General features: G+C 70.7%; 30 protein-coding genes. 24 read left to right on the top strand and 6 right to left on the bottom strand.

Going from position 1 to position 24,531, the window contains the following annotated elements; all coding sequences use genetic code 11:
- Positions 1-62 precede the first annotated feature (62 nt).
- On the bottom strand, positions 63-857 hold the full coding sequence (locus tag CES90_RS30445; protein WP_189787184.1) for an AfsR/SARP family transcriptional regulator: 795 nt from the start codon (positions 855-857) through the stop codon (positions 63-65).
- 262 nt (positions 858-1,119) lie between these two features.
- Here CES90_RS30445 and CES90_RS30440 point away from each other — a divergent pair, with 262 nt between their 5' ends.
- From CES90_RS30440 to CES90_RS30425, 4 genes are all read left to right on the top strand, one after another.
- Positions 1,120-1,425 carry a hypothetical protein gene (locus CES90_RS30440; protein ID WP_189787183.1) on the top strand — a complete coding sequence of 102 codons (306 nt, stop codon included), beginning with the start codon at positions 1,120-1,122 and terminating at the stop codon, positions 1,423-1,425.
- A gap of 29 nt (positions 1,426-1,454) precedes the next feature.
- Positions 1,455-3,704: a TOMM precursor leader peptide-binding protein gene (locus tag CES90_RS30435; protein WP_229914323.1), complete on the top strand. Its 2,250-nt coding sequence runs from the start codon at positions 1,455-1,457 to the stop codon at positions 3,702-3,704.
- Positions 3,705-3,789: 85 nt separating this feature from the next.
- Positions 3,790-5,064, top strand: a complete 1,275-nt coding sequence (locus CES90_RS30430; protein ID WP_189787181.1) for a sensor histidine kinase — start codon at positions 3,790-3,792, stop codon at positions 5,062-5,064.
- Positions 5,065-5,106: 42 nt separating this feature from the next.
- Entirely contained in the window at positions 5,107-5,721 is a 615-nt protein-coding gene (locus CES90_RS30425; protein WP_189787180.1) for a response regulator transcription factor, read from the top strand.
- Positions 5,722-5,756: 35 nt separating this feature from the next.
- Here the strand turns inward: CES90_RS30425 and CES90_RS30420 are convergent, their stop codons facing one another.
- From CES90_RS30420 to CES90_RS30405, 4 genes are all read right to left on the bottom strand, one after another.
- A complete protein-coding gene (locus CES90_RS30420) occupies positions 5,757-7,001 on the bottom strand; it encodes an acyltransferase domain-containing protein (RefSeq protein ID WP_189787179.1) in 1,245 nt (414 codons plus the stop codon).
- Between the two features lie 24 nt (positions 7,002-7,025).
- Positions 7,026-8,765, bottom strand: a complete 1,740-nt coding sequence (locus tag CES90_RS30415; protein ID WP_229914322.1) for a fatty acyl-AMP ligase — start codon at positions 8,763-8,765, stop codon at positions 7,026-7,028.
- A 9-nt stretch (positions 8,766-8,774) separates the two neighbouring features.
- A complete protein-coding gene (locus tag CES90_RS30410) occupies positions 8,775-8,999 on the bottom strand; it encodes an acyl-CoA carboxylase subunit epsilon (protein WP_189787178.1) in 225 nt (74 codons plus the stop codon).
- Positions 9,000-9,074: 75 nt separating this feature from the next.
- Positions 9,075-9,758: a hypothetical protein gene (locus tag CES90_RS30405; protein ID WP_189787177.1), complete on the bottom strand. Its 684-nt coding sequence runs from the start codon at positions 9,756-9,758 to the stop codon at positions 9,075-9,077.
- 234 nt (positions 9,759-9,992) lie between these two features.
- On the opposite strand from CES90_RS30405, the gene CES90_RS30400 reads away from it, so the two are divergent.
- The 10 genes from CES90_RS30400 to CES90_RS30355 all read left to right on the top strand — a co-directional run bounded on the left by CES90_RS30400 (position 9,993) and on the right by CES90_RS30355 (position 17,146).
- Entirely contained in the window at positions 9,993-10,211 is a 219-nt protein-coding gene (locus CES90_RS30400; RefSeq protein ID WP_189787176.1) for a DUF6059 family protein, read from the top strand.
- 345 nt (positions 10,212-10,556) lie between these two features.
- On the top strand, positions 10,557-12,299 hold the full coding sequence (locus tag CES90_RS30395) for an acyl-CoA dehydrogenase family protein (RefSeq protein ID WP_189787175.1): 1,743 nt from the start codon (positions 10,557-10,559) through the stop codon (positions 12,297-12,299).
- A gap of 16 nt (positions 12,300-12,315) precedes the next feature.
- Positions 12,316-12,690: an acyl carrier protein gene (locus tag CES90_RS30390; RefSeq protein WP_208921463.1), complete on the top strand. Its 375-nt coding sequence runs from the start codon at positions 12,316-12,318 to the stop codon at positions 12,688-12,690.
- On the top strand, positions 12,690-13,505 hold the full coding sequence (locus tag CES90_RS30385; protein WP_189787173.1) for a 4'-phosphopantetheinyl transferase family protein: 816 nt from the start codon (positions 12,690-12,692) through the stop codon (positions 13,503-13,505). Before CES90_RS30390 ends, CES90_RS30385 begins: the two co-directional genes overlap by 1 nt.
- A 76-nt stretch (positions 13,506-13,581) precedes the next feature.
- Positions 13,582-14,343, top strand: a complete 762-nt coding sequence (locus CES90_RS30380) for a thioesterase II family protein (RefSeq protein WP_189787172.1) — start codon at positions 13,582-13,584, stop codon at positions 14,341-14,343.
- A 28-nt stretch (positions 14,344-14,371) separates the two neighbouring features.
- Entirely contained in the window at positions 14,372-15,193 is an 822-nt protein-coding gene (locus tag CES90_RS30375; protein WP_189787171.1) for an AfsR/SARP family transcriptional regulator, read from the top strand.
- 75 nt (positions 15,194-15,268) lie between these two features.
- Positions 15,269-15,538: an acyl carrier protein gene (locus tag CES90_RS30370; protein ID WP_189787170.1), complete on the top strand. Its 270-nt coding sequence runs from the start codon at positions 15,269-15,271 to the stop codon at positions 15,536-15,538.
- Positions 15,535-16,302, top strand: coding sequence for an SDR family NAD(P)-dependent oxidoreductase (locus CES90_RS30365; RefSeq protein ID WP_189787169.1), 768 nt, complete (start codon positions 15,535-15,537; stop codon positions 16,300-16,302). Before CES90_RS30370 ends, CES90_RS30365 begins: the two co-directional genes overlap by 4 nt.
- Positions 16,302-16,691 carry a SchA/CurD-like domain-containing protein gene (locus tag CES90_RS30360; protein ID WP_189787168.1) on the top strand — a complete coding sequence of 130 codons (390 nt, stop codon included), beginning with the start codon at positions 16,302-16,304 and terminating at the stop codon, positions 16,689-16,691. Before CES90_RS30365 ends, CES90_RS30360 begins: the two co-directional genes overlap by 1 nt.
- Entirely contained in the window at positions 16,688-17,146 is a 459-nt protein-coding gene (locus CES90_RS30355) for an anthrone oxygenase family protein (RefSeq protein WP_189787167.1), read from the top strand. Before CES90_RS30360 ends, CES90_RS30355 begins: the two co-directional genes overlap by 4 nt.
- A 162-nt stretch (positions 17,147-17,308) precedes the next feature.
- Here CES90_RS30355 and CES90_RS30350 read toward each other — a convergent pair whose 3' ends face one another.
- Complete coding sequence (locus CES90_RS30350; RefSeq protein WP_189787166.1) at positions 17,309-17,725, bottom strand: SchA/CurD-like domain-containing protein; 417 nt, start codon at positions 17,723-17,725, stop codon at positions 17,309-17,311.
- A 185-nt stretch (positions 17,726-17,910) separates the two neighbouring features.
- Between CES90_RS30350 and CES90_RS30345 the strand changes: the two genes are divergently transcribed.
- The 10 genes from CES90_RS30345 (at position 17,911) to CES90_RS30300 (ending at position 24,504) form a co-directional block, all read left to right on the top strand.
- Positions 17,911-18,246 carry a TcmI family type II polyketide cyclase gene (locus CES90_RS30345; protein ID WP_189787165.1) on the top strand — a complete coding sequence of 112 codons (336 nt, stop codon included), beginning with the start codon at positions 17,911-17,913 and terminating at the stop codon, positions 18,244-18,246.
- Complete coding sequence (locus tag CES90_RS30340; protein WP_189787164.1) at positions 18,243-18,677, top strand: cupin domain-containing protein; 435 nt, start codon at positions 18,243-18,245, stop codon at positions 18,675-18,677. The genes CES90_RS30345 and CES90_RS30340 overlap by 4 nt, the downstream gene beginning before the upstream one ends.
- Positions 18,674-19,963: a beta-ketoacyl-[acyl-carrier-protein] synthase family protein gene (locus tag CES90_RS30335; RefSeq protein WP_189787163.1), complete on the top strand. Its 1,290-nt coding sequence runs from the start codon at positions 18,674-18,676 to the stop codon at positions 19,961-19,963. Before CES90_RS30340 ends, CES90_RS30335 begins: the two co-directional genes overlap by 4 nt.
- Positions 19,960-21,189 carry a ketosynthase chain-length factor gene (locus CES90_RS30330; RefSeq protein ID WP_189787162.1) on the top strand — a complete coding sequence of 410 codons (1,230 nt, stop codon included), beginning with the start codon at positions 19,960-19,962 and terminating at the stop codon, positions 21,187-21,189. Before CES90_RS30335 ends, CES90_RS30330 begins: the two co-directional genes overlap by 4 nt.
- 68 nt (positions 21,190-21,257) lie before the next feature.
- Positions 21,258-21,722 carry an SRPBCC family protein gene (locus CES90_RS30325; RefSeq protein WP_189787161.1) on the top strand — a complete coding sequence of 155 codons (465 nt, stop codon included), beginning with the start codon at positions 21,258-21,260 and terminating at the stop codon, positions 21,720-21,722.
- A gap of 9 nt (positions 21,723-21,731) precedes the next feature.
- Positions 21,732-22,193 carry an anthrone oxygenase family protein gene (locus CES90_RS30320; protein WP_189787160.1) on the top strand — a complete coding sequence of 154 codons (462 nt, stop codon included), beginning with the start codon at positions 21,732-21,734 and terminating at the stop codon, positions 22,191-22,193.
- A gap of 48 nt (positions 22,194-22,241) precedes the next feature.
- The gene (locus tag CES90_RS30315) at positions 22,242-22,994 is read left to right on the top strand and encodes an SDR family NAD(P)-dependent oxidoreductase (RefSeq protein WP_189787159.1); all 753 of its coding nucleotides are present in this window, start codon (positions 22,242-22,244) and stop codon (positions 22,992-22,994) included.
- Positions 22,994-23,314, top strand: a complete 321-nt coding sequence (locus tag CES90_RS30310; protein ID WP_189787158.1) for an antibiotic biosynthesis monooxygenase family protein — start codon at positions 22,994-22,996, stop codon at positions 23,312-23,314. The genes CES90_RS30315 and CES90_RS30310 overlap by 1 nt, the downstream gene beginning before the upstream one ends.
- The gene (locus CES90_RS30305; RefSeq protein WP_189787157.1) at positions 23,304-23,615 is read left to right on the top strand and encodes an antibiotic biosynthesis monooxygenase family protein; all 312 of its coding nucleotides are present in this window, start codon (positions 23,304-23,306) and stop codon (positions 23,613-23,615) included. Before CES90_RS30310 ends, CES90_RS30305 begins: the two co-directional genes overlap by 11 nt.
- A gap of 25 nt (positions 23,616-23,640) precedes the next feature.
- Positions 23,641-24,504 (top strand): NAD(P)-dependent oxidoreductase, encoded by an 864-nt coding sequence (locus tag CES90_RS30300; protein WP_189787156.1) that lies wholly within the window; start codon positions 23,641-23,643, stop codon positions 24,502-24,504.
- The last annotated feature ends 27 nt before the right edge of the window (positions 24,505-24,531 follow it).

Raw genomic sequence — 24,531 nt, 5'->3', positions numbered from 1 at the left:
GGACCCTCATGACGCCGCCCGGCCCGCCCTCCGGGCGGACGACGGGACTTTCGCAACACGCCCTAGTCGACTCCCGCCGTCTGCTGGTCCAGTGCCGTGTCGCCCGAGAGCACCGCGTGGTGGAGCTGCCGTAGCGACGGAGAGGGCTCCAGGCCGAGCTCCGTGACGAGGGCACCGCGCAGCCGCTGGTACGCCTCCAAGGCTCGCCAGGACCCGCCCGACCGGTGCAGGGCAACCATGAGTTGCGCACAGAACCGCTCGTGCATCGGGTGACGTGCGGTCAGGACCCGTAGCTCCGGGACCACTTCCGCGTGCCGTCCCAGCCGCAGGTCGGCGTCGATCCGCCGCTCCAGCGCGGCCATGCGGTTCTCCTCCAGGCGCAGCACCTCCAGTTCGAGCATGCTGCCCGCCCGTACGTCCACCAGCGCGGGGCCCTGCCACAGGGCCAGAGCGTTTCCCAGCAACCGTGAGGCGGTGCGGTAGTCGGCGGCGTCGAATGCCAGCCGGCCGTCGGCCACCAGTTGTTCGAACTCCTGGACGTCGACCTGGCCGGGCTGCACCCGCAGCAGATAGCCGCCGAACTGCGTGACCAGGACGTCCTTCGCGTCGCGGGCGGGATCCCCGGCGAGAGTGGCCGCGATCTTGCGGCGCAGCTGGAGGATGTACGTCTGCAGTGTCGTGGACGCACTGCGCGGAATCCTCTCACCCCAGATCTCCGCCATCAGCGTCGGGACGGTGACGACGTGGTCCGAATGCAGGGCCAACAGGGCCAGTATCTGCCGGGGCTTGGCCGCGCTGGGGACCACGGAGACCCCATGCTCGTGGGCGGTCAGTGGTCCCAATACCTTGATCTCCATTGCGTGCTCTCCCCTTTCGAGTCGCTGCCCCTGGCACCAGACCCGGGCATCCTCGCTCGGAGCATGCAGAGCAGAGTCCCATCCGCGGTGGGGGGCGCCCAGTGAGCAACGCATGAACGCAATCATGAAAACTTCATAGTCACCCCATGACCCTCACACTCCCCTGGCTCGCTCCGCTCGGCTGAAAATCTCACCGCACAGACATGGAGCATCCGCTCGAATCCGTCGAACGTGAGTCTCGTACCGTGGGAAGGACCCGATCATGGACATCGCCGTCGTGAAGCCCGCGCCCGTCACCGTGCACCTCACCGAGGAAGATCTCCGCTTCGCCGAACTGACCGCCCGCGCCGGCCTGGAGCCGGAGCTGGCCCAGCGCTACGCGAACAGCCCGGCCCTCGTTCTGGCCGAGTTCGGTCTGCCTGCCACGGAGCCGGCTTCCACCGGTACCGCCGTGGTCATCGAGGACCTGAGCCGGTCCGCCGCGGGAGCCATGGCCATTCCGACCTGGACCACCGTCGGCCCCAACCCCGAGGAGCCGAACGTCCCGGCGGCGGCTGCCCGGTGGTGAGCCAGATTCCGGCTCCCCACGTACCCACCGTGGGGTTCAAACGCCATCTGAGGGTCGAGGCGATCGGCGACGAGGCCGTGTACCTGCTCTCCGCCCGCGGCGTGACGGTGCTGCACGGCCCCCACGTCGCGGCGCTCGCTCCGCTGCTGGACGGCACCCGCACACTGCCCTGCCTGTTGCGCGAGGCGGCCTCCTGGATGCCGGTCCCGGAGGCCGGCCGGGTGGTGGGAGAGCTGGCGAAGGCCAATCTCATCGGCTACCGGGACGTGGCCACGCCGGAGTCGGCGGACACGGCCTGCCGGGCCTACTGGGATCTGCTCGGCGACGGCAGTGCCGCCATCACCAACATCGCCCGTACGCCGGTGGAGGTGATCGCCGTCGGGAGTGCCGACCGGGCGGCCGCCGTCGAGGCCTGCCGGGCGGCGGGACTCACGGTCGCGGGCGACGGCGAGGGCCCCGGCGCGGGGCTCTCGCTCGTCCTGTGCGAGGACTATCTCGCACCGGAGCTGGGCGAGGTCGACCTGCGGATGCGGGCCGCGTCGCGTCCGTGGCTGCCGGCCAAGCCCTGCGGCGCGGAGACCTGGCTGGGGCCGGTCTTCTCGCCCGGGGAGGGCCCCTGCTGGTCCTGTCTGGCACACCGGCTGCGTGCGCACCGCTCGGCGGAGCAGGCGGTGTGCCGCGCCGTCGGGTCCGCCGGGCCGATGTCGGTACCGGAGGCCTCACTGGCCGCGGGCCGGGCCCTGGGCCTCCAGGCAGCGGTGCTGGAGGCCGCCAAGTGGATCGCGGGGGTACGGCACGAGAACCAGCAGCACGTGTACACGCTGGACACCTGCACGCTGCGCTCCGCGCACCACCCGGTGACCCGCCGCCCGCAGTGCCCGGTGTGCGGGGACAGCTCCCTCGTGGCCCGGCGCGCGTTCCAGCCGATACATCTGGTGTCCCGCCCCAAGGCACGGCACACCGGCTCGAACCACCGTGCGCTGTCGTCCCGTTCGGTGCTGGAGCGTCACGGGCATCTGGCCGATCCGGTCACCGGGATCGTCTCGGAGATCACCCAGGATCCGAACGCCCCCGAGGGCCTCACCTGCTTTCTCTCCGGCCACAATCTGGCACTGGCCGGACGCACTCCGGGCGAGGTCCGCACGGGCCTGAGGCGGCTGAGCGGCGGCAAGGGCGTGACCGCGGAGGAGGCGGAGGTCGGCGCCCTCTGCGAGGCGGTGGAACGTTTCTGCGGAACCCGGCAGGGCGACGAAGCGGTCGTTGTCGGATCGCTCGACGAGCTCGGCGGGGTGGCCGTCCACCCCAACGCCTGCCAACTCTTCCACGAACGGCAGTTCCGTGATCGCGCCGGCTGGAACGCCACGCACTCGGCGTTCCAGCAGGTGTGCGCCCCCTTCGATACCGGGCGCCCCATCGAGTGGACGCCGGTGCACTCCCTCGCCACGGGCCGACAGCGGCTGCTGCCCACGTCGATGCTCTACTTCACCAACCCCGCGCCCGAGGGCCTGCCCTGGGCGGACTCCAACGGCAACGCCGCCGGGAGCAGCCTGGAGGACGCGATCGTCCAGGGCTTCCTGGAACTGGTGGAGCGGGACGCGGTCGCCCTGTGGTGGTACAACCGGACCAGGCAGCCCGCGCTCGACCTGAACGCCTTCGACGAGCCCTGGCTCACCGAACTACGGGACACGTACGGGCGTTTGAACCGCGAGCTGTGGGCATTGGATCTCACCTCGGACCTGGGCATCCCCGTGGTCGTGGCACTGTCCCGGCGCACCGACAAACCGGCGGAGGACATCGCGTTCGGCTTCGGCGCGCACTTCGACCCGCGGCTCGCCCTGCGCCGGGCGGTCACCGAGATGGGACAACTGCTGTCGCCCGCGGCCGGCGCGCGGGCGGACGGCACCGGATACGGTGTGGACGACCCGGAGATCCTGGCCTGGTGGACCCGGGCGACCGTCAGGAACCAGCCGTACCTGCTGCCCGACCCGGCCGAGTCACCCCGGCCACCGACCCACTTCCCCCACGCCCTCCGCACCGATCTGCTCCAGGACGTCGAGGCGGCGAGCGCTCTGGTGGCGCGGCACGGGATGGAGTTGCTCGTCCTCGACCAGACGCGGCCCGACGTGGGCCTGCCGGTGGTCAAGGTCGTGGTGCCGGGCCTGCGGCACTACTGGGCGAGGTTCGCTCCGGGACGTCTGTACGACGTGCCGGTGCGCCTCGGTCTTCGCGAACAACCGGTCACTTATGAGGATCTGAACCCGATCCCCATGTTCGCGTAATCAATACCCGTTCCGTCAGCCTCTCCCAGACCAAGACCACGTATATTTCGAACTCAGATCCAGCGGTCTGACGAGGAGACACTGCATGGCTGACCCCTTTCGCCACCCGGAAACCGGAGTCAATCATGACGATGTCCTCCAGAGACCCGGAACCGAGCAACAGGGGTTAGACGCTCCCATACCCGAGGACGGGACGCGAAGACCCCTCCCGGGCGGGGACATTCCGGCAACACTCGTATCCAAGATCATCACCATTACCGTCCTGTGCGGCTATACGGCCGTTCTCCTGCTCAACGTCCTGTGGGAGAAGCCCGGGCCGGGCAAGCTGACACTGTGTCTGGTCTGTGTGACGGCCCTCTTCGGGATGCAGTTGCTGCACAATTCGCCGAGGACCCGTCGTCGGCCTCTGCGGTGGAAGGTCCTCACGCTCGGCATCCAGGCCGTCCTCACCTTCCTGCCGTTCGCGTGGTTCGGCATCACCTGGGGCAGCATGGGCGGGATACTCGGTGCCTCGATCCTGCTCATGCTGCCCGGTCCGCTGTCCTGGATCCTCTTCGGTCTGGTGGCGGCCTCGATCGGTGTCTACGCCCATGTGCTCCACCTTCCGGTGATCAGCCAGCTCTACGCGCCCATCACCACCCTGCTGACCGGCCTCGTCCTCTACGGGCTCACCCGGCTGACCGACCTGGTTCACGAAGTCCATGCCGCCAGGGCCGAGTTGACTCGTATGGCCGTCGCTCAGGAGCGCCTGCGCTTCTCCAGGGACGTGCACGATCTGCTGGGTTACAGCCTCTCCGCGATCACGCTGAAGTGTGAGCTGATCCACCGTCTGATAGTGGCCCAGCCCGGGCGCGCCCTCGATGAGGTGGCCTCGGTGCTGGAGGTGTCCCGGCAGGCGGTCGCGGACGCGCGCCTGGTGGCCAGTAGCTATCGCGAGATGTCGCTGGCGGACGAGGCCGAGTCGGCCGCGACGGTCATGGCGGCCGCGGACATACGGACCACCGTGGACATAACCTGTGGTCGGCTGCACCCAGGCGTGGATACGGCGCTCGCGACCACCCTGCGGGAGGGGATCACCAATATCCTGCGACACAGCAAGGCACAGTCGTGCGACATCAGGGCCGTCCGGGAAGGGGAGACCGTACGGCTCGTCCTGGTGAACGACGGGGTGGTCGAGAAAGACCGGTCCGCCTCATCGAGCGGCAGCGGCCTGGGGAATCTTCGCACCCGGCTGGACGCGGTCGGCGGCCGGCTGACGGCCGGGGTGCACGACGACGGCCGGTTTCGCCTTGTGGCAGAGGTACCTGTCCGACCGATCTGTTCCACGGCAGCAACCACTGCCATGGAAAAGATCGCATAATCAGCACCACACCACACGGGCACGCTTGATCAGGGGGCATCAATGCTGTCGGTGAAGATTCTGCTCGCCGAGGATGTGCACATGGTCCGGGGAGCACTGATCGCCCTGCTGGAACTGGAACCGGACCTTCAGGTCGTCGCCTCCGTGGACCGCGGTGACCTCATCGTGGAGACCGCGCTGCGCACACGGCCCGACGTAGCCGTCGTCGACATCGATCTGCCCGGAACCGATGGGATCACCGCCGCCGCGGAACTGCACGAACGGCTTCCGGCCTGCCGTGTTCTCATCCTCACCAGCCTCGGCCGTCCGGGAATGGTCCGCCGGGCTCTGTCGGCCCACGTCTGCGGCTTCCTCCTCAAGGACGCACCTCCCTACCAACTCGCCCACTCGGTCCGGGCGGTGGCCGCGGGAAAGCGGGTCGTCGACCCCCAACTGGCGCTCTCCGCGTGGGAGGCGATGGAGTCCCCGCTCTCGCCCCGCGAAACCGAGGTGCTCCGGCTCGCCGCCCGTGGGGCGGACGCCGACGAGATAGCCGGCGCCCTCTTCCTGACCAAGGGCACCGTCCGCAACTACCTCACGACCATCGTCGCCAAGCTCAACGCACGCAACCGGATCGACGCCATACGGATCGCCAAGGACGCCGGCTGGATACCCTGACGCCGGCTTCCGGTCACCGTCTTCCGGCCACCACGTCACAACTCCGAGGTGTCTTCGGCGAGCGGTCCGGCGTTCAGCGCGGAGAGCACCCCGGCCAGATCCACCGCGTTGCTCTCCGGTCCCCGGCACACCGCGAGGCAGCGCGGTCCGTCGGCGCCGCCGATCCGGCGCAGGAACGGGGTGAGCACGATCTTCGGGCCGATCTCCACCACATGGGTGGGAGCATGCTGGGCCAGCATCCGCCGGACCGCTTCGGCGAACCGGACCGGTGAGGTGATCTGCCGGGCCCAGTACGCCGCGCCGAGCGGCTCCGCCAGCTGCCGTCCGTACACCGTGGAGAAAAAGGGGACGCGTGGCTGAGCGCCGGGGAATCGCCGTGCCACCGCCGTGAACTTGGGGACGACCGGTTCCATGCGCGGGGAGTGGAAGGCGTGTGCGACCGGGAGGAGTCGGCTGGAAATACCGGCGTCCGCCAGCCTGTTCCTGACCCGTGCCAGACCATCGAGATCGCCGGAGAGCACGGTGGCCCGGGCGGCGTTGATGGCGCCGATGGTCACCCCGGGCTCGGAGGCGGCGACCTCCGCCGCCTCGTGGGGATCGGCGCAGGTCGCCAGCATTCCCCCGCTGTCCGGCATGCGCTGCATGAACTCGCCCCGCAGCGCGACGAGTCGCGCCGCCTGCTCCAGAGTGAGTGCCTCGGCGACCGTCGCCGCGGCGAACTCTCCGACTCCGTGGCCGAGCACGGCCACCGGACGCACCCCGGCATCCAGCAGGGTCCGCGCCAGGGCGTACTCGACGGCGAAGAGGGCCGGCTGGGCCAGCGACGTCCGGTCGATGCCGGGATCCCGACTGAGGATCAACTCCGCCACCGAGCAGCCCAGATACGGCCGCAGCACCTCGTCCACCCGGGTCAGGGAGTCCCGGTATCCGGTGGAGTGGTGGTAGAAGCCCTCGGCCATGCCCGGGTGCTGGCTGCCCTGACCGACGAACACGAACACCGCCCGGACCCGGTCGCGCCGGCTCATCCGTACCCGGCGCACCGCCAGATGGCGGGCCAGTTCGCGGACCGTGGGGTACACCCACATGTCCTCGGGGGCGATCAGCGAGCCGAACTCCGCCTCGATGTCCCCGTAGAGGCTCAGCAGGGCGACCGAGTCGAGTCCGCACTCCACGAGCAGTGCGTCCTGCCCGACCTCCCGGTGCGCATAGTCCGAGATCCGCTCCGTCAGCCAGGTGAGGAACTCCCGCTCGTGCCGCTCACCATCCGGTAAGTGGTTCACATCAGTCCCCTCCGTAGTCCTGGTTCATCCGGTCAGCGCGGCCGGCCCCGTCGACAGATCGGTGTCGAGCCGCTGGTGCAGCGGACGGATCCGGCCGCGCAGGAAGAGTTCACGCATCGCGGAACGCTCCACCTTGCCGCTGGTCGTGCGGCGTACGGTGCCGGGACGGACCAGCAGGACTCCGCCGACCCGTACGTCGAACTCGTCGGTGAGACAGCGCTCCACCTGTGTGGCGAGCGCGGCGAGGTCGAGATCGTAGCCACTGCGTGTGCGCAGCTCCTGGACGACCACCACGCGCTCGCGCTCACCGGGCACGGCGAAGGCGGTGCCCGGGCCGAACAGCGCGTTGACCTGCTGTATCGTGCGCTCCACATCCTGCGGGTACAGATTGCGCCCCGCCACCACGATCATGTCCTTGAGCCGGCCGGTCACATAGAGGTGGCCGTCGTCCAGCGTGCCCAGGTCGCCTGTGCGCAGAAAGCCGCGCTCGCCGTCGGCCGTCGAGGCGCCGAAGAACCGCGCCGTCTTGCCCAGGTCACGCCAGTAGCCGGCGGCCACCCCGCCGCCGCGGACCCAGATCTCACCGATCCGCCCGTCCGGCACCACCGCCCCGGTCTCCGGGTCGACGATCCGGATCTCACAGCCGGCGGCGGGGCCGCAGGAGGGCAGACGCCGTGTCGGCCGCCCCGGAGTCGGCTCATGCCACAGATGCCGTTCCAGGGCCTCGGCGTCCACCGTGCGTTCGTGACACGGTTGTGTGCCCCGGCTGCCGGAGACCAGCAGTGTGGCTTCGGCCAGGCCGTAGCACGGCGAGAAGGCTCCGGCCCGGAACCCGGCGGGTGCGAACCGCTCGGCGAAGTCCCGCAGGGTCTCCGCGCGGACGGGTTCGCCACCGGAGACGGCGGTGTGCCAGCCGGAGAGGTCGAGGCCGTCGAGCTGTTCGTCGGTCACCCTCCGCAGGCACAGGTCGTACGCGAAGTCCGGGGCACCGCTGACGGTGATCCCATGCCGGCCGATGGCCTCCAGCCAGCGCACCGGATGCCGGATGAACGTCTCGGCCGGGAGCATCACGGAGGTGCCGCCCAGCCAGAGCGGGTGCAGTAGCTGGCCGACGAGGCCCATGTCGTGGTGGAGGGGGAGCCACCCGCCCATCCGGGCGCCGGCCTGCGTGCCCAGCGCGTCATGGATCGCCTGCTGGTTGGCGAGGAGGTTCTCGTGGGTGACCATCACTCCGTGCGGGTGTCCGGTGGAACCGGAGGTGTACTGGAGATAGGCGACGGTGTCCGACGACAGCTCCGGCAGGCTCCAGGGCGGTGCGGTCGGCACCGCGTCGGCGGGCAGACAGGGCGTGTTCCCGTATCCGCAACGGGCCAGCAGCCGTGACACCTCGGGTGCGAGGGCGGCGTCCGTGAGCGTGAGGCACGGGGTGGTGTCCTTGACGATCCCGGCGACCCGCTCCTCGTGATGGGCACGGCCTCCGCCCGGTGGGACGGGAACGGCGATGGCCCCGGCGTACAGACACGCCAGGAAGCTGACGGCGAACTGGTGGCGGGACCGGTGCAGGAGCAACACTCGCTCACCGGCGGCGTCCTGACTCTGAAGCCAGCCGGCGAGCCTGCGGACGGATGCGTCCAGGCTCCGGTAGGAAACCGATTTCGGTCGTCCGCGCTCCATGCTGTCCGGCAGCAGGAGCAGCGCATCCCCGCCAGGTGCCTGCGCGGCCCTGGCCAGCATGAGTTCGGTGAAGTTCCGGTAGCTGGACACGCCTCCCCCTTACATGTGTTCCATCGGCGCCGCCGACCAGGGCACCGCGGAGCGGTGGCGGAAGCGCCCCGCACGCCATCCGGCACGCCGCGGGGCCGTCCCGCCGGCGGCGGGGTCGGGCTCCGCGGGGTGTCCGCCGGCTCGCAGTCGTGCCAGCAGCACGGCGGTCACCGCGGCCAGTTCGATCTCGTCCGGCTGTCCCCGGACCACTCTGAGGAACGCGTGTTCGGACATGGTGCAAGCGTGAACCAGAGGGCTCGAACGCCGGTCGTGCGGCAGCCGGAAGCAGGTGGAGCGGTATCCGCGGCCCTAGGGCCGCGGGTCTTCCCCTGCGACCTGGGCCCGTTCGACAGTGAGCCGAGCCGTGGTGCTCTCCAGCCTCAGCCGCCGGTCGAGGAACCGGCTACTGCGCAGCGCGTCGTCACAGGGCTGTGCGCTGCTCCACCAGATCAGACCGAGATATCCGCGCGGGTCGATCGTGGACCGCAGAAGGAGACCGCCCCCGAAACCGGCGTCGTGCATGAACTGGCCGGCGAGGGCTCCGAAGTCCAGCTCGAACTGGGCCGCTTGGCCGTCGAGCAGCGCCTCCACCAGTACCGCGTGAGCGGCGTCGGCCAAGGTGACTCCGGCACCCATCAGCCCCACTCCCACCGCCTGGCCCGGCGTGATGTCGGCCAGTCGGCCGAGCCGGTCGAACTGGGCGCAGGACGTGCTCCCGTGAATCGCGCTCGCCAGGTTCCCGAGCGAGGACCAGCAGCTGAGGTACAGATAGCTGCCGGGCCGGTCCAGTAAGCGCAGTGTCACCTGGCCTTCCAGGCCCTTCTGGTGCTTGTGGTGCCGTGCGTTCCGCTCCAGCTCCCGCTCGAAGGTCTCCAGGGTCCCTACGTCGTTGAGCTCGAACCGCTGCACGGCGGCGACACGGTGGCCCGGCTCGCCCTGGATGTCGGCTGGAGTCGGTTCCCGCCTGTCCCCGCCCGCCGCGTTCGGCGACACGGCACACCGTCCTTTCGGGGGCCTGATGATCTCATCGGAGTCTCATGGCAGCGTGCGCCCTCGCTCCATGCACCCTACATCTGAGCAAGAAGCGCTTGAGGCCCACTTGAGCGCAGTACGGAATGTCCGAATTGCTCGTCCCGGTGCCGCTGCGAGAGTTCCTTGAGGCCCGGTTGAGCGCCGGTTGCAACCCTGCTCTCGACCGTGCTCTCCGCCCTGAAGGGAACTGACGACATGTCCGGCACAGACAAGACGTTCGGAGAGCTCGCCCTGGTCGCGGCGATGCGACTGCTCCGGCCGGTGGGACGTGCCCTGGTGGCGTACGGCTGGTTGTGGCTGCCGGGCGTGCCGCCGAGGGAGTTCCTCGACCATCCGTGGCCCGCGGAGTACGAGAGCCCGGCCGCCCACCCGCCGCCGGCCGAGCCTGAACAAGTGCCCTTGAGCCGCTCTTGAGCCCTAGGGCCTGTCGTCGAACTCCCGTCGTCGCCCGAAGGGCGGCCGCGCGCCCGCCGCGGCAGCGGCTGATGTACGCCGACGTCGCACGCGGTGACGTACGTAGGTGCGTGCTCTCGGCATGCCGGGCGGAAGGCCCCGTAGATGGACTGGACGTACGTGGGCTTTCGCCCGGTGTGGCGGTGGGGGCCCCTCCCGCTCATGGGGGCCTATCCCGCTCGAGCGAAGCCGAGAGTGGGGGAGAAGCCGAGAGATGGGGGAGCGTGCGGGGCGTCGCGCGGCAGACGGGAGTTCGACGACAGGGCCTCGGGCCCAGCCGGTTTCGCGAGAGGATGGTAGGGAGCCATGTCGGTGGTGGCGAGCGGGGCGGGCCTCGACGGGGTCGCCGTGGAGGAGCGGATCGCCCGGCTTGAGCACGACTTCGGGGATCTGGACGATCCGGGCAACCCGTTGGGGGCGGAACAGTTCGCGGCGGCGGACGCGGAGCGGCGCATACTGCCCGCGGCCGAGCGGCTGCTCGACGACTTTCGACTCAACGCCGAGTTCGTGCCCAGGGAGTTGGGCGGCAGGCTGCTGCAACTGGACTCGCTGGCACGGGTGATGCGGGCGGTCTTCCGGCGGGACGCGTCGCTGGGGCTGGGATACGGGATGAGCTCGTACATGGCCGCGGTCGTCGTCTGGGCCGGGGGCTCGGCCGAGCAGCGACGCGACACCGCGGAACTGCTGCTGTCCGGCGGCCGGATGGCCTGCGCCTATCCGGAGCCGGCCGAGGGAAACGACTTTCTGCAAAATCGATTCATCGCAGCTCCGAACGGCGATGCCTTCCTGCTCAGCGGCCGCAAGGAGGCACTCAACAACGCCTCGCGGGCGACCTCCCTGCTGCTGTTCGCGCACTCCGCGGAAGACTCGGGGGACGGCCACAGCGCGTTCCTGTTCGGCGCGCCGAAGCCGGGCAGCGCCGGCTTCCGGTTGCTGCCCCGGCGCTCCACCATCGGCATCCGCGGCTGCCTGGTCCACGGCCTGGAGTTCACCCGCTACGGGCTCACGGCCGACCAGTTGCTCGGGCCGCCCCACACCGGAGCCGAACTGGCCGCGCGCGCCTTCCCCGTCATCCGCTGCGTCGGCCCGTCCATGGCCCTCGGCAGCGCCGACACGGCGCTGCGCACCGCGGTCGCCTTCGCCCGCTCGCACCGGTCACGCAGCAGGGCTTCACTGCGCATGCCCCGCACCCGCACGGCGCTGGTCGACGCGTTCACCGACCTGCTGTTGTGCGACGCGCTGGCTCTGGTGGCCACCCGGGCGCTCCATCTGCTGCCACGGGAGAGCCCCACGCTGAGCGCCGTGGTGAAGTACCTGCTTCCGACGGTGCTCACCGAGATGGTGTACGACCTGTCCATCGTGCTCGGTTCCGAGTCGTACGCCAGGCAGGGAACGTACGCCGCATTCCAGAAGTCGGCCCGCGACCTGCCCATGATCGGCCTGGGGCCGGTGGGCAGCACGGCGAGCCGTGCGGCGATCGTGGCGCACCTCGGCCGACTGCCCGGGCTGCGGGCGCCCGTGGACGGAGAGGTACCGGCCGCGCTGTTCCGGCCGTTGGACCCGGAGCTGCCAGGCCTTCGACAGCAGGAGCTGAGCCTGCCCGCGGACATGGACTCACTCGTCGGGACGCTGGAGTCCACGGTGCGGCAGGCGTCCGCCGCGGGTGGCGGGGAGTTGGAGGAGTCGCTGGCCGGATACGCCGCCGCACTCGGCGCCGAGCTGGCGCGCTTCCGCCGGGCCTGCGCCGAGCTGGCGAACCGCCACGACGGCCACGCGGGGCTCCGGGTCTACGCGCTGGCCGACCGGTACGCCCTGATCGCCGCGGGCGCGGCCTGTCTGGGCGTGTGGCGGCACCACAGCGGCTCCCCGGGCGACTTCCTCGCCGACCCGGCCTGGGCGGTCATGGCGCTCTCCCGCGTACTGCGCAGACTCGACCCCGGTACGCCGGGACCTCCCCGCCTCGGGGAGGAGCGGCTGCTCGCCGAGTTGGTGCACCGCTTCGACGACGCCCGCAGCTACGACCTGTACTCGACCCTGATCGGCCGATGAGGAGAAGAGACTCCCGATGACTCCAAGGACTCCCCCACACCCCACGCCTCCGGTGGCCCCCGCGCCCGAACCGCGAGCGGAGCCGCTACGCACCGTGCTGGAGGAAGTGGCCGAGGTCCTTGGGCAGTCGCCCGAGGACCTCGTCCCGGAGCAACTGCTCCAGGACGACCTCGGCATCGACTCGGTCATGCTGCTCGAGCTCAAGTGCGGTCTGGAGCGGCGGTACCCGGCGCTGACGGACGTACCCCTGGCAGATGTGCTCCTGGGCTGCGGCACCATCGGCGATCTCGCCGACCGCGTCGCGGACCTGGGACCTTGGTCGCATGTGGCGCCTGCCGGGCGGACGGCGCCACTTCCGGCGCAGGCCCTGGTCGACCCGCTGGTGCGCTGATGCGTCCTCCTGTTTCACCCCCGCCGATCCGGAACCGCGGCCCCGGTGACTCCTGGCGGCCCGTGCGCCGCGAGCTCGACTCCACGGGAACGTCGGTCCTCTACGCGGCCGTCGCCGACTGGCTCCCCGGCACTCTGGACTCCGATGCTCTGGCGGCGATGCTCGGCCAGGACCACTCCCGGCTGGAGCGGATCACCCATCCGCAGATCCGGAAGCGGTTCGCCGCCTCCCGGCTGCTGCTGAAGTCCGCGGCGAGCGCGGTCCTGGACACCGGTCCGGAGGAACTGGAACTGGCGTACAAGCCGGGCGGACGGCCGTATCTGCGCGGCATCGACCAGCTGGACGTGAGCCTCAGCCACACCGAGGAGCTCCTGGTGGTGGGGCTGGCCCGGCATGGCCGGATCGGCGTCGACATCGAGCTCGCGGACCGACGGATGCTCGGTCTGGGCACGGAGCGCCAGGTGTGCACGCCCCACGAACTGGAGGCGCTGCGGCGGGTGGCGGAGGAGAACCGCAACAGCGAACTGGTGCGGCTGTGGACGCTGAAGGAGGCGTACAGCAAGGCGATCGGCCAGGGCCTGCGGTTCCGCTTCACGGAGTTCGGATTCAGTCCGCAGGACCAGCAGGTGCAGATGCTGCGCCCGGACGGCTCCCCGGCCGCGGGCTGGGAGTGGTCCTTCACCAGCTGGCTGGTGGACGGCAAGTACACGGTGAGCACGGCCGTCTACGACCCCGGCTTCGGCGATCGGCCGCGCTCCGGCGGCGCCCCCTTCGTGGCGCGGCCGCTCTCCGGCCCCAGCTCGACCACTCGTTGAGCGCCTTTCCAGAGGGTGCGGTGACGCTCAAGGCCGTCTCGCCGGAAGGCATCGTACGGAAAGGGGGATCCGGAAGGTGCATCGTTATCTCGCGACTCGGCCGTCGGCCGACGGCCCGGCGCGGAGGCTGCTGTGCTTCCACCACGCGGGGGCGGGTGCCATGACGTTCGCCGGCTGGCGGCAGCGGGTCGGGGCCGGTGTCTCGGTCCTCCCGGTGCGGCTGCCCGGCAGGGAGTCCCGGCTGCGGGAGCCCCCGCTCACCGAAGCCGGGCGGCTCGCCGAGGAGCTCACGGAGGATCTCGGCCCGCTTCTGGACGAGCCGTACGCCTTCTACGGGCACAGCCTCGGGGCGCTGGTCGCCCACCGGTTCGCCCTGCACCTCGTCGCCACCGGCCGCAGACCGCCGGAGGTCGTGCTGGTCGGCGCCTGCGCCGCGCCGCAGCTGCCCTCACGGCTGCTGGAAGCCGCGGCGCTGCCCGGGGTGACCGACGAACAACTGGTCGGCCTGTTCACCGACGACGAGAGCATGCCCGAACCGCTGCTCAGGCGCCCCGAGTGGCTGCGCGCCACGCTCACCACACTCCGGGCGGACGTGCGGCTCGCGCGCAGTCTGCGCTCGGCTCCGCCCGCCCCGCTGCCGTGTCCGCTGTGGGCCTTCGCGGGCCGGGACGACCGGATGGTGAGCGTCGCGGAGGTTCGCGCGTGGGAGCACTGCACCACCTCCCGGTTCCACTTCCGGACGATGCCCGGTGCGCACTTCTTCGTCCGCGGCCGTGAGTTACCCCTTGCCGTCGGAGAGGCGCTGCATGTCGAAATGCCGCTGCCCCGCGTCGGCTGAAACGTTCGTTGTGGAAGGAGATCCGCGGATGGACATCAGCGTACTCGGCCCGTTCAGGGCGACTCAGGCGGGAGTGTCGGTGACACCGACCGCCGTCAAGCCCCGCAAGGTTCTCGCCCTTCTCGCCCTGCAGGCCAACCAACTGGTCTCGGTGTCCTCGCTGGTGGAGGAGGTGTGGGGGGAGGCACCGCCGCGCAGCGTGCAGACCACCCTGCAGACGTACATCCTGCAACTGCGCACCCTCATCGCCGCCGCGCTCGGCGATGACTGCGCCGGGCTGCCGAACGGCGCGAAGAGCGTGCTGATCACCGAGCCCGGCGGTTATCTGCTCGACACCCAGGGCGGGTTGTTCGACATGCAGGAGTTCGAGGTCCTGTCCTCGGCCGGGCACCGGTCACTGGAACAGGGCGACTGGGCCGCGGCCTCGGACCATCTGGGCCGGGCGCTCGCCCTGTGGCACGGCCAGGCCCTGGTCGATGTGCAGTGCGGCTCGCTGCTGGAGGTGGAGGCCACCCGCCTGGAGGAGTCGCGCATGAGCGTGCTGCACGGGCGAATCGAGGCAGACCTGAGGCTGGGACGCCATCATGAACTCATCGGTGAGCTCTCCGGGCTCGCCGCCCGGTATCCGCTGCACGAGGGCATCCACGGCCAGTTGATGGTCGCGCTGTACCGCGCCGGGCGCCGGGGCGACGCGTTGAGCACCTACCAGCAGCTGCGTAACGCCCTCGGCCAGCACCTCGGGTTGGACCCCTCGCCCGGCATCGAGCACCTCCAGCGCGCGGTGCTGGGCTCCTCCCTGCTCGACCTGGACGGCGCACCGCCGCCCGGATCACTGGCCAAGGTCGGCTGACACGACCCCGTCCCGTCCTGACTTCCCGTCCTGGGAATCCCGGCTCCCGCCGGCATGTGAAAGGAACGAACGACGATGAGCGACATCACCCTGACCGAGCTCAGCGAGCTGCTGCTCGAGTGCGTCGGAGCACCGGAGGAGGGCACGAGCCTCGACGGCGAGGACTCCCTCGACACGCCCTTCCTGGAGTTCGGCTACGACTCCCTGGCCCTGCTCCAGGTCACCGGCGTGATCGAGCGCAGGCACGGCATCGTGCTGTCCGACGACGCCGTGCTGGAGGCCGACACTCCGCGTCTGCTGCTGAACATGATCAAGGAGGCGCCGCGCGCCGGGGCGGTCCGATGACCGCGCCCACGGCCGGCTCCCCCGCCGCCGGCACCGGTTTCGAAGGCAGGCGGGTGGTGGTCACCGGAGGGACCCGGGGCATCGGCCGGGCGATCGCCCTGGCCTTCGCCCGGGCCGGTGCGCGACTCACCGTGGTCCACCGCGCCGACGGCGAGGCGGTCCGGCGGCTCGGTGAGGAGCTGACCGCCACCGGCTGCGAACACGTTCTGGTACGGGCGGACGTCACCAGCGGGGCCGGCGCCCGGCTGGTGGCGGACACGGTGCGCGACCGGTTCGGCGGTGTGGACGTCCTGGTCAACAACGTGGGCGTGGACGGCCATGCCAAGTTCGACGACCTGGCCGAGGAGGAGTGGCACCGGGTGATGAACCACAACGCCACGTCCACGTACCTCGTCACCCAGGCGCTGGTGGGGCTGCTCCCGGACGGTGCGTCAGTGGTCAACGTCGGAGCCTCGGTGGCGCTGCGCGGGCGGCCGCTCGGCGTGCACTACAGCGCGTCCAAGGCCGCCCTGGTCGGGTTCACCCGGGCGCTCGCCAAGGAGCTGGGTGGCCGGGGGATCCGGGTCAACACCGTGGCCCCCGGGGTGACCGAGACCGAACCCGGTGCCGGACTGCCGCCCGCGATCGCCGAACGGCTCGCCGGGATGACGGCGCTCGGCCGGCTCGGGCGTCCCGAGGACGTCGCCGGGGCGGTCATCTATCTCGCCGGGGACGCGGCCGCGTACGTCACCGGCGTCACCCTCGAAGTCGACGGAGGAATCTGATGCCCTACGCAGCCATCACCTATCGGATCAAACCCGGAAACGAGGACCGGATAGCCGAGATCTTCGCGGGCTTCCAGCGGGTCGACACCCCGGACTTCGCCGGGAAGACGGGCGAGACGGCCGGCCGGCTCCTCGGTACGGGCGTGTTCATCAAGGACGACGTGCTCGTCCGGGTCATCCACTACGAGGGCGACTTCTCGGCGGTCGCCCGGCACATGGCCGCGCAGAAGGGCGTGCACGTCCTGGAGGAGAAGCTCGCCCCGTTCCTCGCCGAGGAGCGGGACACCCGTTCCGCCCAGGGGTTCGCCGAGTACTTCCGCAACGCCACGATGCGTTCGGTCGCCCAGCTCACCGTCGACACCCACCCCTCGGTGGCCCCGGCGTCATGACCGGACTGCTGGGCATCGCCGCGCTGCTCGGCGGCGGAATCACCGCCGGGGTGCTGTTCGCCGTGGCGCTGAGTGTGGTGCCCGCGCTCTTCGCGATGGACACGGGCACCTATGTGCACGCGCACCGACTGCTGGGCCGGAACTGGGATCCCACGATGCCGGTCATCGTGCTCAGCAGTGTGCTCGTCAACGGCGTGCTCGCCGTCCTGACCGACGGCACCGCGCGGGTTCTCTTCGCTGTCTCCGTGGTACTGCTGCTGGGGGTCTCGGGCGTGTCCCATCTGTGCAACGTCCCCATCAACCGGCGCGTCAAGGCCGTCACGGACCCCGGCTCGCTTCCCGCGGACTGGGAGGATCCTCGGCCCCTGTGGCGGCGCTGGCACCTGCTGCGCACCGCACTCGCCGTCGCGGCCCTGCTCGTGACGGCGTCCGCGGTCACGGTCACGACGGTCTGACAACGCCGCACACCCCTGTCCGTCCCGCGCGATCCGGTCGCGCGGGACGGACAGGGGTGTCGTCGTCCGGTCCGGGCGGGCGGCGTGCCGTCATCAGGCGCCGCAGCCCGACAGGCTCCGTGGCCGGCCGTGGCCCGACCGGCTCCCAGCCCTCGGCCGGCCCTAGCCCCGGCCGGCCGTGGCCCCCTGGTCGCGTACGTCGCGGACGTCGCGTACATCGCGTACGGAGATCTGCGCGACGGTCTTCAGCAGGCTGCGCCGGAACGTGGCCACGAAGCCCTCCGTCGTGTCGGTCTCCCGCGGCCGGCTGAGATACGGCTTGAGCTTCTTCTCCACCTCACGAACGCCGGGCTGCGTCGCCATGTGGCGGGCGACGGCGTCGAGGTCGCCGGTGTACTCGATGACGCGGACCAGCGTGTCGTCACGCAGGAAGACCGCGGTGGCCAGGATGGTGCCCGCCGTCCGGCCCTCCTCGTCCTGGACGCTGCTGCCGCGTACCCGCTTGAAGTCGCCGAAGATCTCGGTGAGTTCCTTCTCGTAGCCGGGCTTGATGTCGTAGGTGATCGCCGCAAACGGCATGGGACGGCTCCTGTTCGCTCCGGTTTTCGCTCCGGGTGTGTGCCCTCAGCGGAACCGAGGCGACTCGGAGGCGACTTGAGACGTCCTTCATCCGCCGGAGAACTGGACCTGTGTTCAAGCGGCTCTCCAGACGGCGGTGCCACCGTCCGACCTGATGCTGACCGTGGTTCTTCAGGAGGTACGCCGTGCACCGCACACTGATCGTCGCCCGTCTGAAGCCTGACAAGGCCGACGACATCGCCGAGATCTTCGCCGAGTCCGACGCCACCGACCTCCCGCGAATGATCGGCGTCTCCCGTCGCACCCTGTTCCGTTTCCACGGGCTCTACTTCCACCTGGTCGAGGCCGACGAGGACATCACGAGCAACCTCTACCGGGCCCGCAGCCACCCGCTCTACGACGACATCAACACCCGGCTCGCCGCCTGCGTGGAGCCCTACGACCCCGACTGGAAGGAGCCCAAGGACGCGATGGCCGAGCCCTTCTACATCTGGACCAAGGACGGAGGGCGGATCCAGTGACCACCGCCATCACCCGGACCGTGAAGGTCTCCGCGGACGAGGTCGCGGCCAACACCAAGCGCGGCGGCGACATCCGGGTCACCCTCAGCCCCAAGACCGTCGGCTGCACCTCGGGCTTCGGCGGGGTCGTGACACTGGAGCCCGGCGACTTCGTCACCGAGCACTACCACCCGTACTCCGAGGAGTTCCTCCACGTCATCAGCGGCGATCTGCGGATGACGCTGGACGGCGAACCGATCGAACTGGCCCCCGGGGACTCGCTGCTCGTCCCGATCGGTGTCAGGCACCGGCTGGTCAACGTCGGCGACACCACCGCGAGGTGCGCCTTCCATCTGTCACCGCTGGCGCCGCGTCCCGAGCTCGGCCACGTGGACACCGAGACCGCCCAGCACCCCGAGCAGTCCAACCCGGATGTGGGTGGGGCACCGTGAGCCGACGGGCCGTCATCACCGGTATCGGTGCGGTCGTGCCGGGCGGGGTGGGCCGGGAGGCGTTCTGGGAGCTGCTGTCCGAAGGGCGCACCGCCACCCGGCGGATCAGCCTCTTCGACCCGGCTCCCTTCCGTTCGCAGGTCGCCGCGGAGGTCGACTTCGACCCGGCCGCCGCGGGGCTCGACTCCCGGCAGGTGCGGCGGATGGACCGTGCCGCGCAGTTCGCCGTGGTCTCCGCCCGGGAGGCTCTGGAGGACAGCGGACTCGACCTCGCCGCGCTCCCGCCCGAGCGGATCACCGTCAGCATCGGCAGCGCCGTCGGCTGCACCATGGGGCTTGAGGAGGAGTACGTCGTCCTCAGCGACCGCGGTCGGAAGTGGCTCGTGGACCACGAGTACGGCGTACCGCACCTGTACGGCTACATGGTGCCCAGCACCCTGGCCGCCGAGGTGGCCTGGGAGGTCGGCGCCGAGGGGCCGGTCGCCCTGGTCTCCACGGGCTGCACCTCAGGTCTGGACTCGATCGCCCACGCCGTGCAGCTGATCGAGGAGGGCAGTGCGGACGTGGCGCTCGCCGGCGCCACGGACGCCCCGCTCTCGCCGATCACCTCGGCGTGTTTCGACGCGATCAAGGCGACGACTCCGAACAACGCCGATCCGGAGCACGCATCCCGGCCCTTCGACCGCGACCGGGACGGCTTCGTCCTCGCCGAGGGGTCGGCCGTGCTGGTCCTGGAGGAGCGGGAGGCCGCCGAGGCTCGCGGCGCCCGGATCTACGGCGAGATCGTCGGCTTCGCCGGGCGCAGCAACGCGTACCACATGACGGGGCTGAAGCCCGACGGCCGGGAGATGGCCGAGGCGATCTCGGTCTCCCTGAACCAGGCACGGCTCGACCCGACGGCCGTGGACTACATCAACGCCCACGGTTCCGGCACCAAGCAGAACGACCGGCACGAGACGGCGGCGTTCAAGCGGAGCCTGGGAGAGCACGCTTACGACATCCCGGTGAGCTCCATCAAGTCGATGGTCGGCCACTCGCTCGGGGCCATCGGCTCCATCGAGGTGGCGGCCTGCGCGCTCGCCCTGCAGCGACAGGTCGTGCCGCCGACGGCGAACCTGCACAACTCCGACCCGCAGTGCGACCTGGACTATGTGCCGCTCACCGCCCGTGATCACGCGATGGACGTGGTGCTGAGCGTCGGCAGCGGATTCGGCGGGTTCCAGACCGCGATGCTGCTGGCCCGCCCGGGCACGGCGGCCGCGGCGGCCGGAAGGAGCGGGGCATGACGGCCGCACAGACCGCCGCGCCGGTGATCACCGGCATCGGCATCACCGCCCCCACCGGTATCGGGGTCGAGGCCCACTGGTCCGCGGTGCTCGCCGGCAAGTCGGCGATCAGCCGGATCGAGCGCTTCGACCCGTCCGGGTACCCGGTCCAACTGGCGGGCGAGGTACCGGGGTTCGACGCCGGGAGCGCCGTGCGGCCCAACCGGCTGGTCTCCCAGACCGATCACTGGACGCATCTGGCGTTCGCGGCCGCCGAGGAGGCGCTCACGGACGCCGAGGTCGACCCGTCCGCGCTTCCCGAGTACGAGATGGCCGTGGTGACCTCCTCGTCCTCGGGCGGCACGGAGTTCGGGCAGCGGGAGATGACCGCGCTCTACCAGCACGATCCCTCCTGGGTGGGCGCCTACCAGTCCATCGCCTGGTTCTACGCGGCTACCACCGGACAACTGTCCATCCGTCACAAGATGCGCGGTCCGTGCGGGGTGCTGGCCTGTGAGCAGGCCGGCGGGCTCGACGCCGTCGCGCAGGCGAAGCGGCTGACCGACAAGGGCGCCCGGCTGGTGCTCACCGGCGGCACGGACGCCTCGCTGTGCCCGTACGGCCTCACCGCGCAGCTCTCGACCGGCAGGCTCTCCACCTCCCAGGACCCGGGCCGGGCCTATCTGCCCTTCGACGCCGAGGCCCGCGGGTACGTCCCCGGCGAGGGCGGGGCGATCCTGGTCCTGGAGAGCGCCGAGTCCGCCGAGGCGCGAGGGGCCGGACCGGGCTACGGAAGGGTGCTCGGCCACGCCGCCGGGTTCGACCCGCCGCCCGGTTCGGGGCGGCCCCGGGCACTTCGCCGGGTGGCCGAGCAGGCCCTGCGGGCAGCACGGCTGGCCCCCGGGGACATCGACGTGGTCTTCGCCGACGCCGCCGGGCTGCCCGCCGACGACCGCGCGGAGGCCGAGGCCCTCGCGGCGCTCTTCGGGCCCTCGGCGGTCCCGGTCACGGCGCCGAAGACGCTCACCGGGCGGCTCTACGGCGGGGGCGCACCACTCGACGTGGCCACGGCGCTGCTCGCCCTGCGCGACGGAGTCGTCCCGCCGACCACCGGCACCCGCCGGCCGGCGCCCGGCCTCGAGATCGACCTGGTCACCGACGGTCCCCGACAGCTGCCGCTGCGCCATGCCCTGGTGCTGGCGCGCGGCCACGGCGGCTTCACCTCGGCCCTGGTGCTGGGCCGCTGACGGCGAGGTCGGCGGCGGCACCGTGAACCACCCTGACGACCGTGACGACAACGGTTAGGAGAACGACGATGGCTGGACACACCGACAACCACATCGTCATCGACGCCCCCATGGACGTGGTGTGGCAGATGACCAACGACGTGCCGAACTGGCCCGCTCTCTTCAGCGAGTACGCCTCCGCCGAGGTGCTGGAGCGTGACGGCGAGACCGTGGTCTTCCGGCTCACCATGCACCCGGACGAGGACGGCAACGTCTGGAGCTGGGTGTCCCGGCGGACCGGTGACCCCGAGGCCCGGACCGTGCGGGCCGAGCGGGTGGAGACCGGCCCGTTCGACTACATGAAGATCTACTGGGAGTACACGGAGGAACCCGGCGGGGGCGTGCGGATGCGCTGGGTCCAGGACTTCCATATGAAGCCGCAGGCGCCCGCCACCGACGAGGCGATGACCGAGCACCTCAACCGCAACACCAAGGTGCAGATGGCGCTCATCAAGGAGAAGGTCGAGGCCGCCGCGCGCGCCCTCACCCGCTGAGGGGGCCTCGTGTTCGCGTTTCTCACTCCCCTGGTCCTGCTGCTCAACGGGCTCGCGGCCGGGGTGCTGTTCGGCACCCAGCTGGGCGGCTTCCCCTATCTGGCCTCGCTGCCCGCCGACCGGTACGTGCACGCCCACGCGTTCTTCGGGACCCGGTACGACCCGGCGATGCCGGTCTGTCTGATCGGCACCGTCGTCTGCGACGTGGCCCTGGCGTTCCTGGCTCCGGAGCCGGTCGCACGGGCCGCGTTCGCCGTGGCCGCCGTGCTCGCCGCGGCCACGGCCGTCATCTCGGTCGCCAAGAACGTCCCGGTCAACCGGTGGATGCGCACCCTCGACCCGGACAACCTGCCCGCGGACTTCGCGGACCGGGACCCCCGGCACGACTGGGGTGCCTGGAACCGCAGGCGCAGCCTGCTCACCATCGCCGCGCTGCTGGTGAACTGTGCCGCGCTCGCCGTTCTGCTGTGACCCACCGCCTTCCCTCCGTCCCACCGTCATGTTCACCGTGGAGGAATCATGGATCTCGCACTTCGGGGCAAGAAAGCCCTGGTCACCGGCGGCACCCGCGGGGTCGGCCGGGGCGTCGTCCTCGCCCTCGCCCGTGCGGGCGTCGACGTCATCACCTGCTACCAGAACGAGAGCGAGTACGTCACCTCGTTGGAGGCCGAACTCAAGGAGACCGGCGGCGACCACCACGTACTGCGCGCCGACCTCTCCCAGCCGGCGGAGATCGCCGAGCTGCTGGAACGGGTCAAGGACCGGTACGGCCGGCTCGACCTGGTCGTCAACAACGCCGGCACGATCAGCCACATCCCCTACACCGAGCTGTCGCTGGAGGAGTGGCAGCGGATCTTCACCACCAATGTCACCGGCGCCCATCTGGTGATCCAGCACGCGCTGCCGCTGCTGGGCGAGGGCTCCTCGGTGGTCAGCATAGGCTCGCGGGCCATCGAGGCGGGTATCCCGCTGCGCTCCCACTACACGGCGACCAAGGCGGCGCTGGTGGGGCTCAACCGCTCGCTGGCCAAGGAGTTCGGGCCGAAGGGCATCCGGTTCAACGTGGTCGCCCTGGGTGTCATCGAGACCGAGAACTTCCACGCGCTGCCCGAGGACCAGCGCACTCTCATGGCCCAGCGGTACGGCGCCAAGACCGCCCTCGGCAGGCTCGGCACCCCCGACGAGGTGGCGGGCGCCGTGTTGTGGCTCGCCAGTGACCTGTCCCGCTATGTCACCGGCAACACCATCGGCGTCGACGGGGGGATCTCCTGATGACCTTCCGGGTGATGCTGCGCATGGAGATCGAGCCGGGCAAGGAGGCCGACTTCGAGCGGGCCTGGCACGAGGGGACCGACGCGGTGACCGGGCACCCGGCCAACGTGGGGCAGTCGCTGTCCCGGGCCGCCGGCGAGGAAAGCACGTACTACATCGTCAGCGACTGGCTGGACGAGCCGCGGTTCCGGGAGTTCGAGAACAGCCCCGCGCACCTGGAGCACCGCTCCACGCTGCACCCGTTCCGGAAGAACGGGTCCTTCCACACGATGGAGCTCGTCACGCACATCGACGGCGAGGCGGCCGGCCGTGCCCGCTGAGGTCCGGGTCATCGTCTACCAGGCCGCGTACGACGAGGAGCAGCTCGCCGAGGTCCGGACCGCCTACCACCTGGTGAGCGAGCGGCTGGCGGGGGTGCCTGGCATGCTCGGCAACGAGCTGCTGCGCAGCCCCGCCGACCCCACCGCTCTGGCGGTGATGAGCCGTTGGGAGTCCATGGCCGCGTTCCAGCGCTGGGAGCGGGGGGCCGACCACCGTCAGGACACCGCCCCGCTACGGCCCTTCCGCGACACCCGCGCATTCGCGCCGTTCGCCGTCTACGAGGTCGACGCCGCGTACTGACGTACCGAAGGAGAAGAGTTTTGTCATGAATCACCGTCAGCTGGCGTTCATCGGCCTCGGCAACATGGGCAGCGGCATGGCGCATCGGCTGCTGAGCTGCGAATACCGGCTCACCGTGTTCAACCGGACCGCCGCGAAAGCCGATCCACTGGTCGAGGCCGGAGCCGTCCTCGCCGACTCTCCGGAGCACGCCGCCGAAGGGCACCAAGTCGTCCTGCTGAGTCTCAGCGACGAACAGGCGGTCGACGAGGTGCTCTTCGGCCGGGTCGTTCCGGCGCTGGCCCCGGGTGCGCTGATCGTCGACACCTCCACCGTCTCCCCCGGCTACGCCCGGGAGGCGGCCGACCGGCTGGCCGCCAAGGGGCTGCGCCGTGTCGAGGCCTGCGTGGTGGGAAATCCGCTGCAGGCCCGTGAGGGTGCGCTGCGCGTCTATGTGTCGGGCGCCGAGGAGGACCTGGCCGAGGTACGGCCGGTGCTGGAGACGATCGGCTCACAGGTGCTCCACCTGGGCGCTCCGGGCACGGCGACGAGCATGAAGCTCATCCTGAACCTTCTGCTCGGCGCCCAGGTCGCCTCGATGGCCGAGGCCGTCGCCTACGGCGTCGCCGCCGGCCTGGACCGGGAACAGCTCATCACCTCCATAGCGGAGAGCGGCTTCAGCTCCTTGGTGATGCGGTTCCGGGCAGCCCTGATGCGCGACAGCTCCTACGAACCGGCCTTCTTCCGCGCCGATCTGATGGAGAAGGACATCCGGGTCGCCACGGCCGCGGCCCATGAGAGCGGACTCGCCCTGCCGGTCCTGGACACGGTGCGGGAGCGATTCGCGGCGGTGGTCGCCGCCGGGGACGGCGCCAAGGACGCCGCCGTCATCGTCGAACACCCGGGATAGGCCGCCGACAAGGCGGGCGCCCTCCTC

Origin of the sequence: Streptomyces capitiformicae, from assembly GCF_002214185.1 — a bacterium.
GTDB lineage: Bacteria > Actinomycetota > Actinomycetes > Streptomycetales > Streptomycetaceae > Streptomyces > Streptomyces capitiformicae.
The sequence above is the reverse complement of the archived record's forward strand: the minus strand, read 5'-3'. Positions and strand labels throughout refer to the sequence as shown.

Bases quoted from the DNA above. Each gene is read 5' to 3' on its own strand.
- CES90_RS30445 (WP_189787184.1), bottom strand. From the start codon at position 857: ATGGAGATCAAGGTATTGGGACCACTGACCGCCCACGAGCATGGGGTC.
- CES90_RS30440 (WP_189787183.1), top strand. From the start codon at position 1,120: ATGGACATCGCCGTCGTGAAGCCCGCGCCCGTCACCGTGCACCTCACC.
- CES90_RS30430 (WP_189787181.1), top strand. From the start codon at position 3,790: ATGGCTGACCCCTTTCGCCACCCGGAAACCGGAGTCAATCATGACGAT.
- CES90_RS30425 (WP_189787180.1), top strand. From the start codon at position 5,107: ATGCTGTCGGTGAAGATTCTGCTCGCCGAGGATGTGCACATGGTCCGG.
- CES90_RS30410 (WP_189787178.1), bottom strand. From the start codon at position 8,999: ATGTCCGAACACGCGTTCCTCAGAGTGGTCCGGGGACAGCCGGACGAG.
- CES90_RS30400 (WP_189787176.1), top strand. From the start codon at position 9,993: ATGTCCGGCACAGACAAGACGTTCGGAGAGCTCGCCCTGGTCGCGGCG.
- CES90_RS30395 (WP_189787175.1), top strand. From the start codon at position 10,557: ATGTCGGTGGTGGCGAGCGGGGCGGGCCTCGACGGGGTCGCCGTGGAG.
- CES90_RS30390 (WP_208921463.1), top strand. From the start codon at position 12,316: ATGACTCCAAGGACTCCCCCACACCCCACGCCTCCGGTGGCCCCCGCG.
- CES90_RS30385 (WP_189787173.1), top strand. From the start codon at position 12,690: ATGCGTCCTCCTGTTTCACCCCCGCCGATCCGGAACCGCGGCCCCGGT.
- CES90_RS30375 (WP_189787171.1), top strand. From the start codon at position 14,372: ATGGACATCAGCGTACTCGGCCCGTTCAGGGCGACTCAGGCGGGAGTG.
- CES90_RS30370 (WP_189787170.1), top strand. From the start codon at position 15,269: ATGAGCGACATCACCCTGACCGAGCTCAGCGAGCTGCTGCTCGAGTGC.
- CES90_RS30365 (WP_189787169.1), top strand. From the start codon at position 15,535: ATGACCGCGCCCACGGCCGGCTCCCCCGCCGCCGGCACCGGTTTCGAA.
- CES90_RS30360 (WP_189787168.1), top strand. From the start codon at position 16,302: ATGCCCTACGCAGCCATCACCTATCGGATCAAACCCGGAAACGAGGAC.
- CES90_RS30355 (WP_189787167.1), top strand. From the start codon at position 16,688: ATGACCGGACTGCTGGGCATCGCCGCGCTGCTCGGCGGCGGAATCACC.
- CES90_RS30350 (WP_189787166.1), bottom strand. From the start codon at position 17,725: ATGCCGTTTGCGGCGATCACCTACGACATCAAGCCCGGCTACGAGAAG.
- CES90_RS30330 (WP_189787162.1), top strand. From the start codon at position 19,960: ATGACGGCCGCACAGACCGCCGCGCCGGTGATCACCGGCATCGGCATC.
- CES90_RS30325 (WP_189787161.1), top strand. From the start codon at position 21,258: ATGGCTGGACACACCGACAACCACATCGTCATCGACGCCCCCATGGAC.
- CES90_RS30315 (WP_189787159.1), top strand. From the start codon at position 22,242: ATGGATCTCGCACTTCGGGGCAAGAAAGCCCTGGTCACCGGCGGCACC.
- CES90_RS30310 (WP_189787158.1), top strand. From the start codon at position 22,994: ATGACCTTCCGGGTGATGCTGCGCATGGAGATCGAGCCGGGCAAGGAG.
- CES90_RS30300 (WP_189787156.1), top strand. From the start codon at position 23,641: ATGAATCACCGTCAGCTGGCGTTCATCGGCCTCGGCAACATGGGCAGC.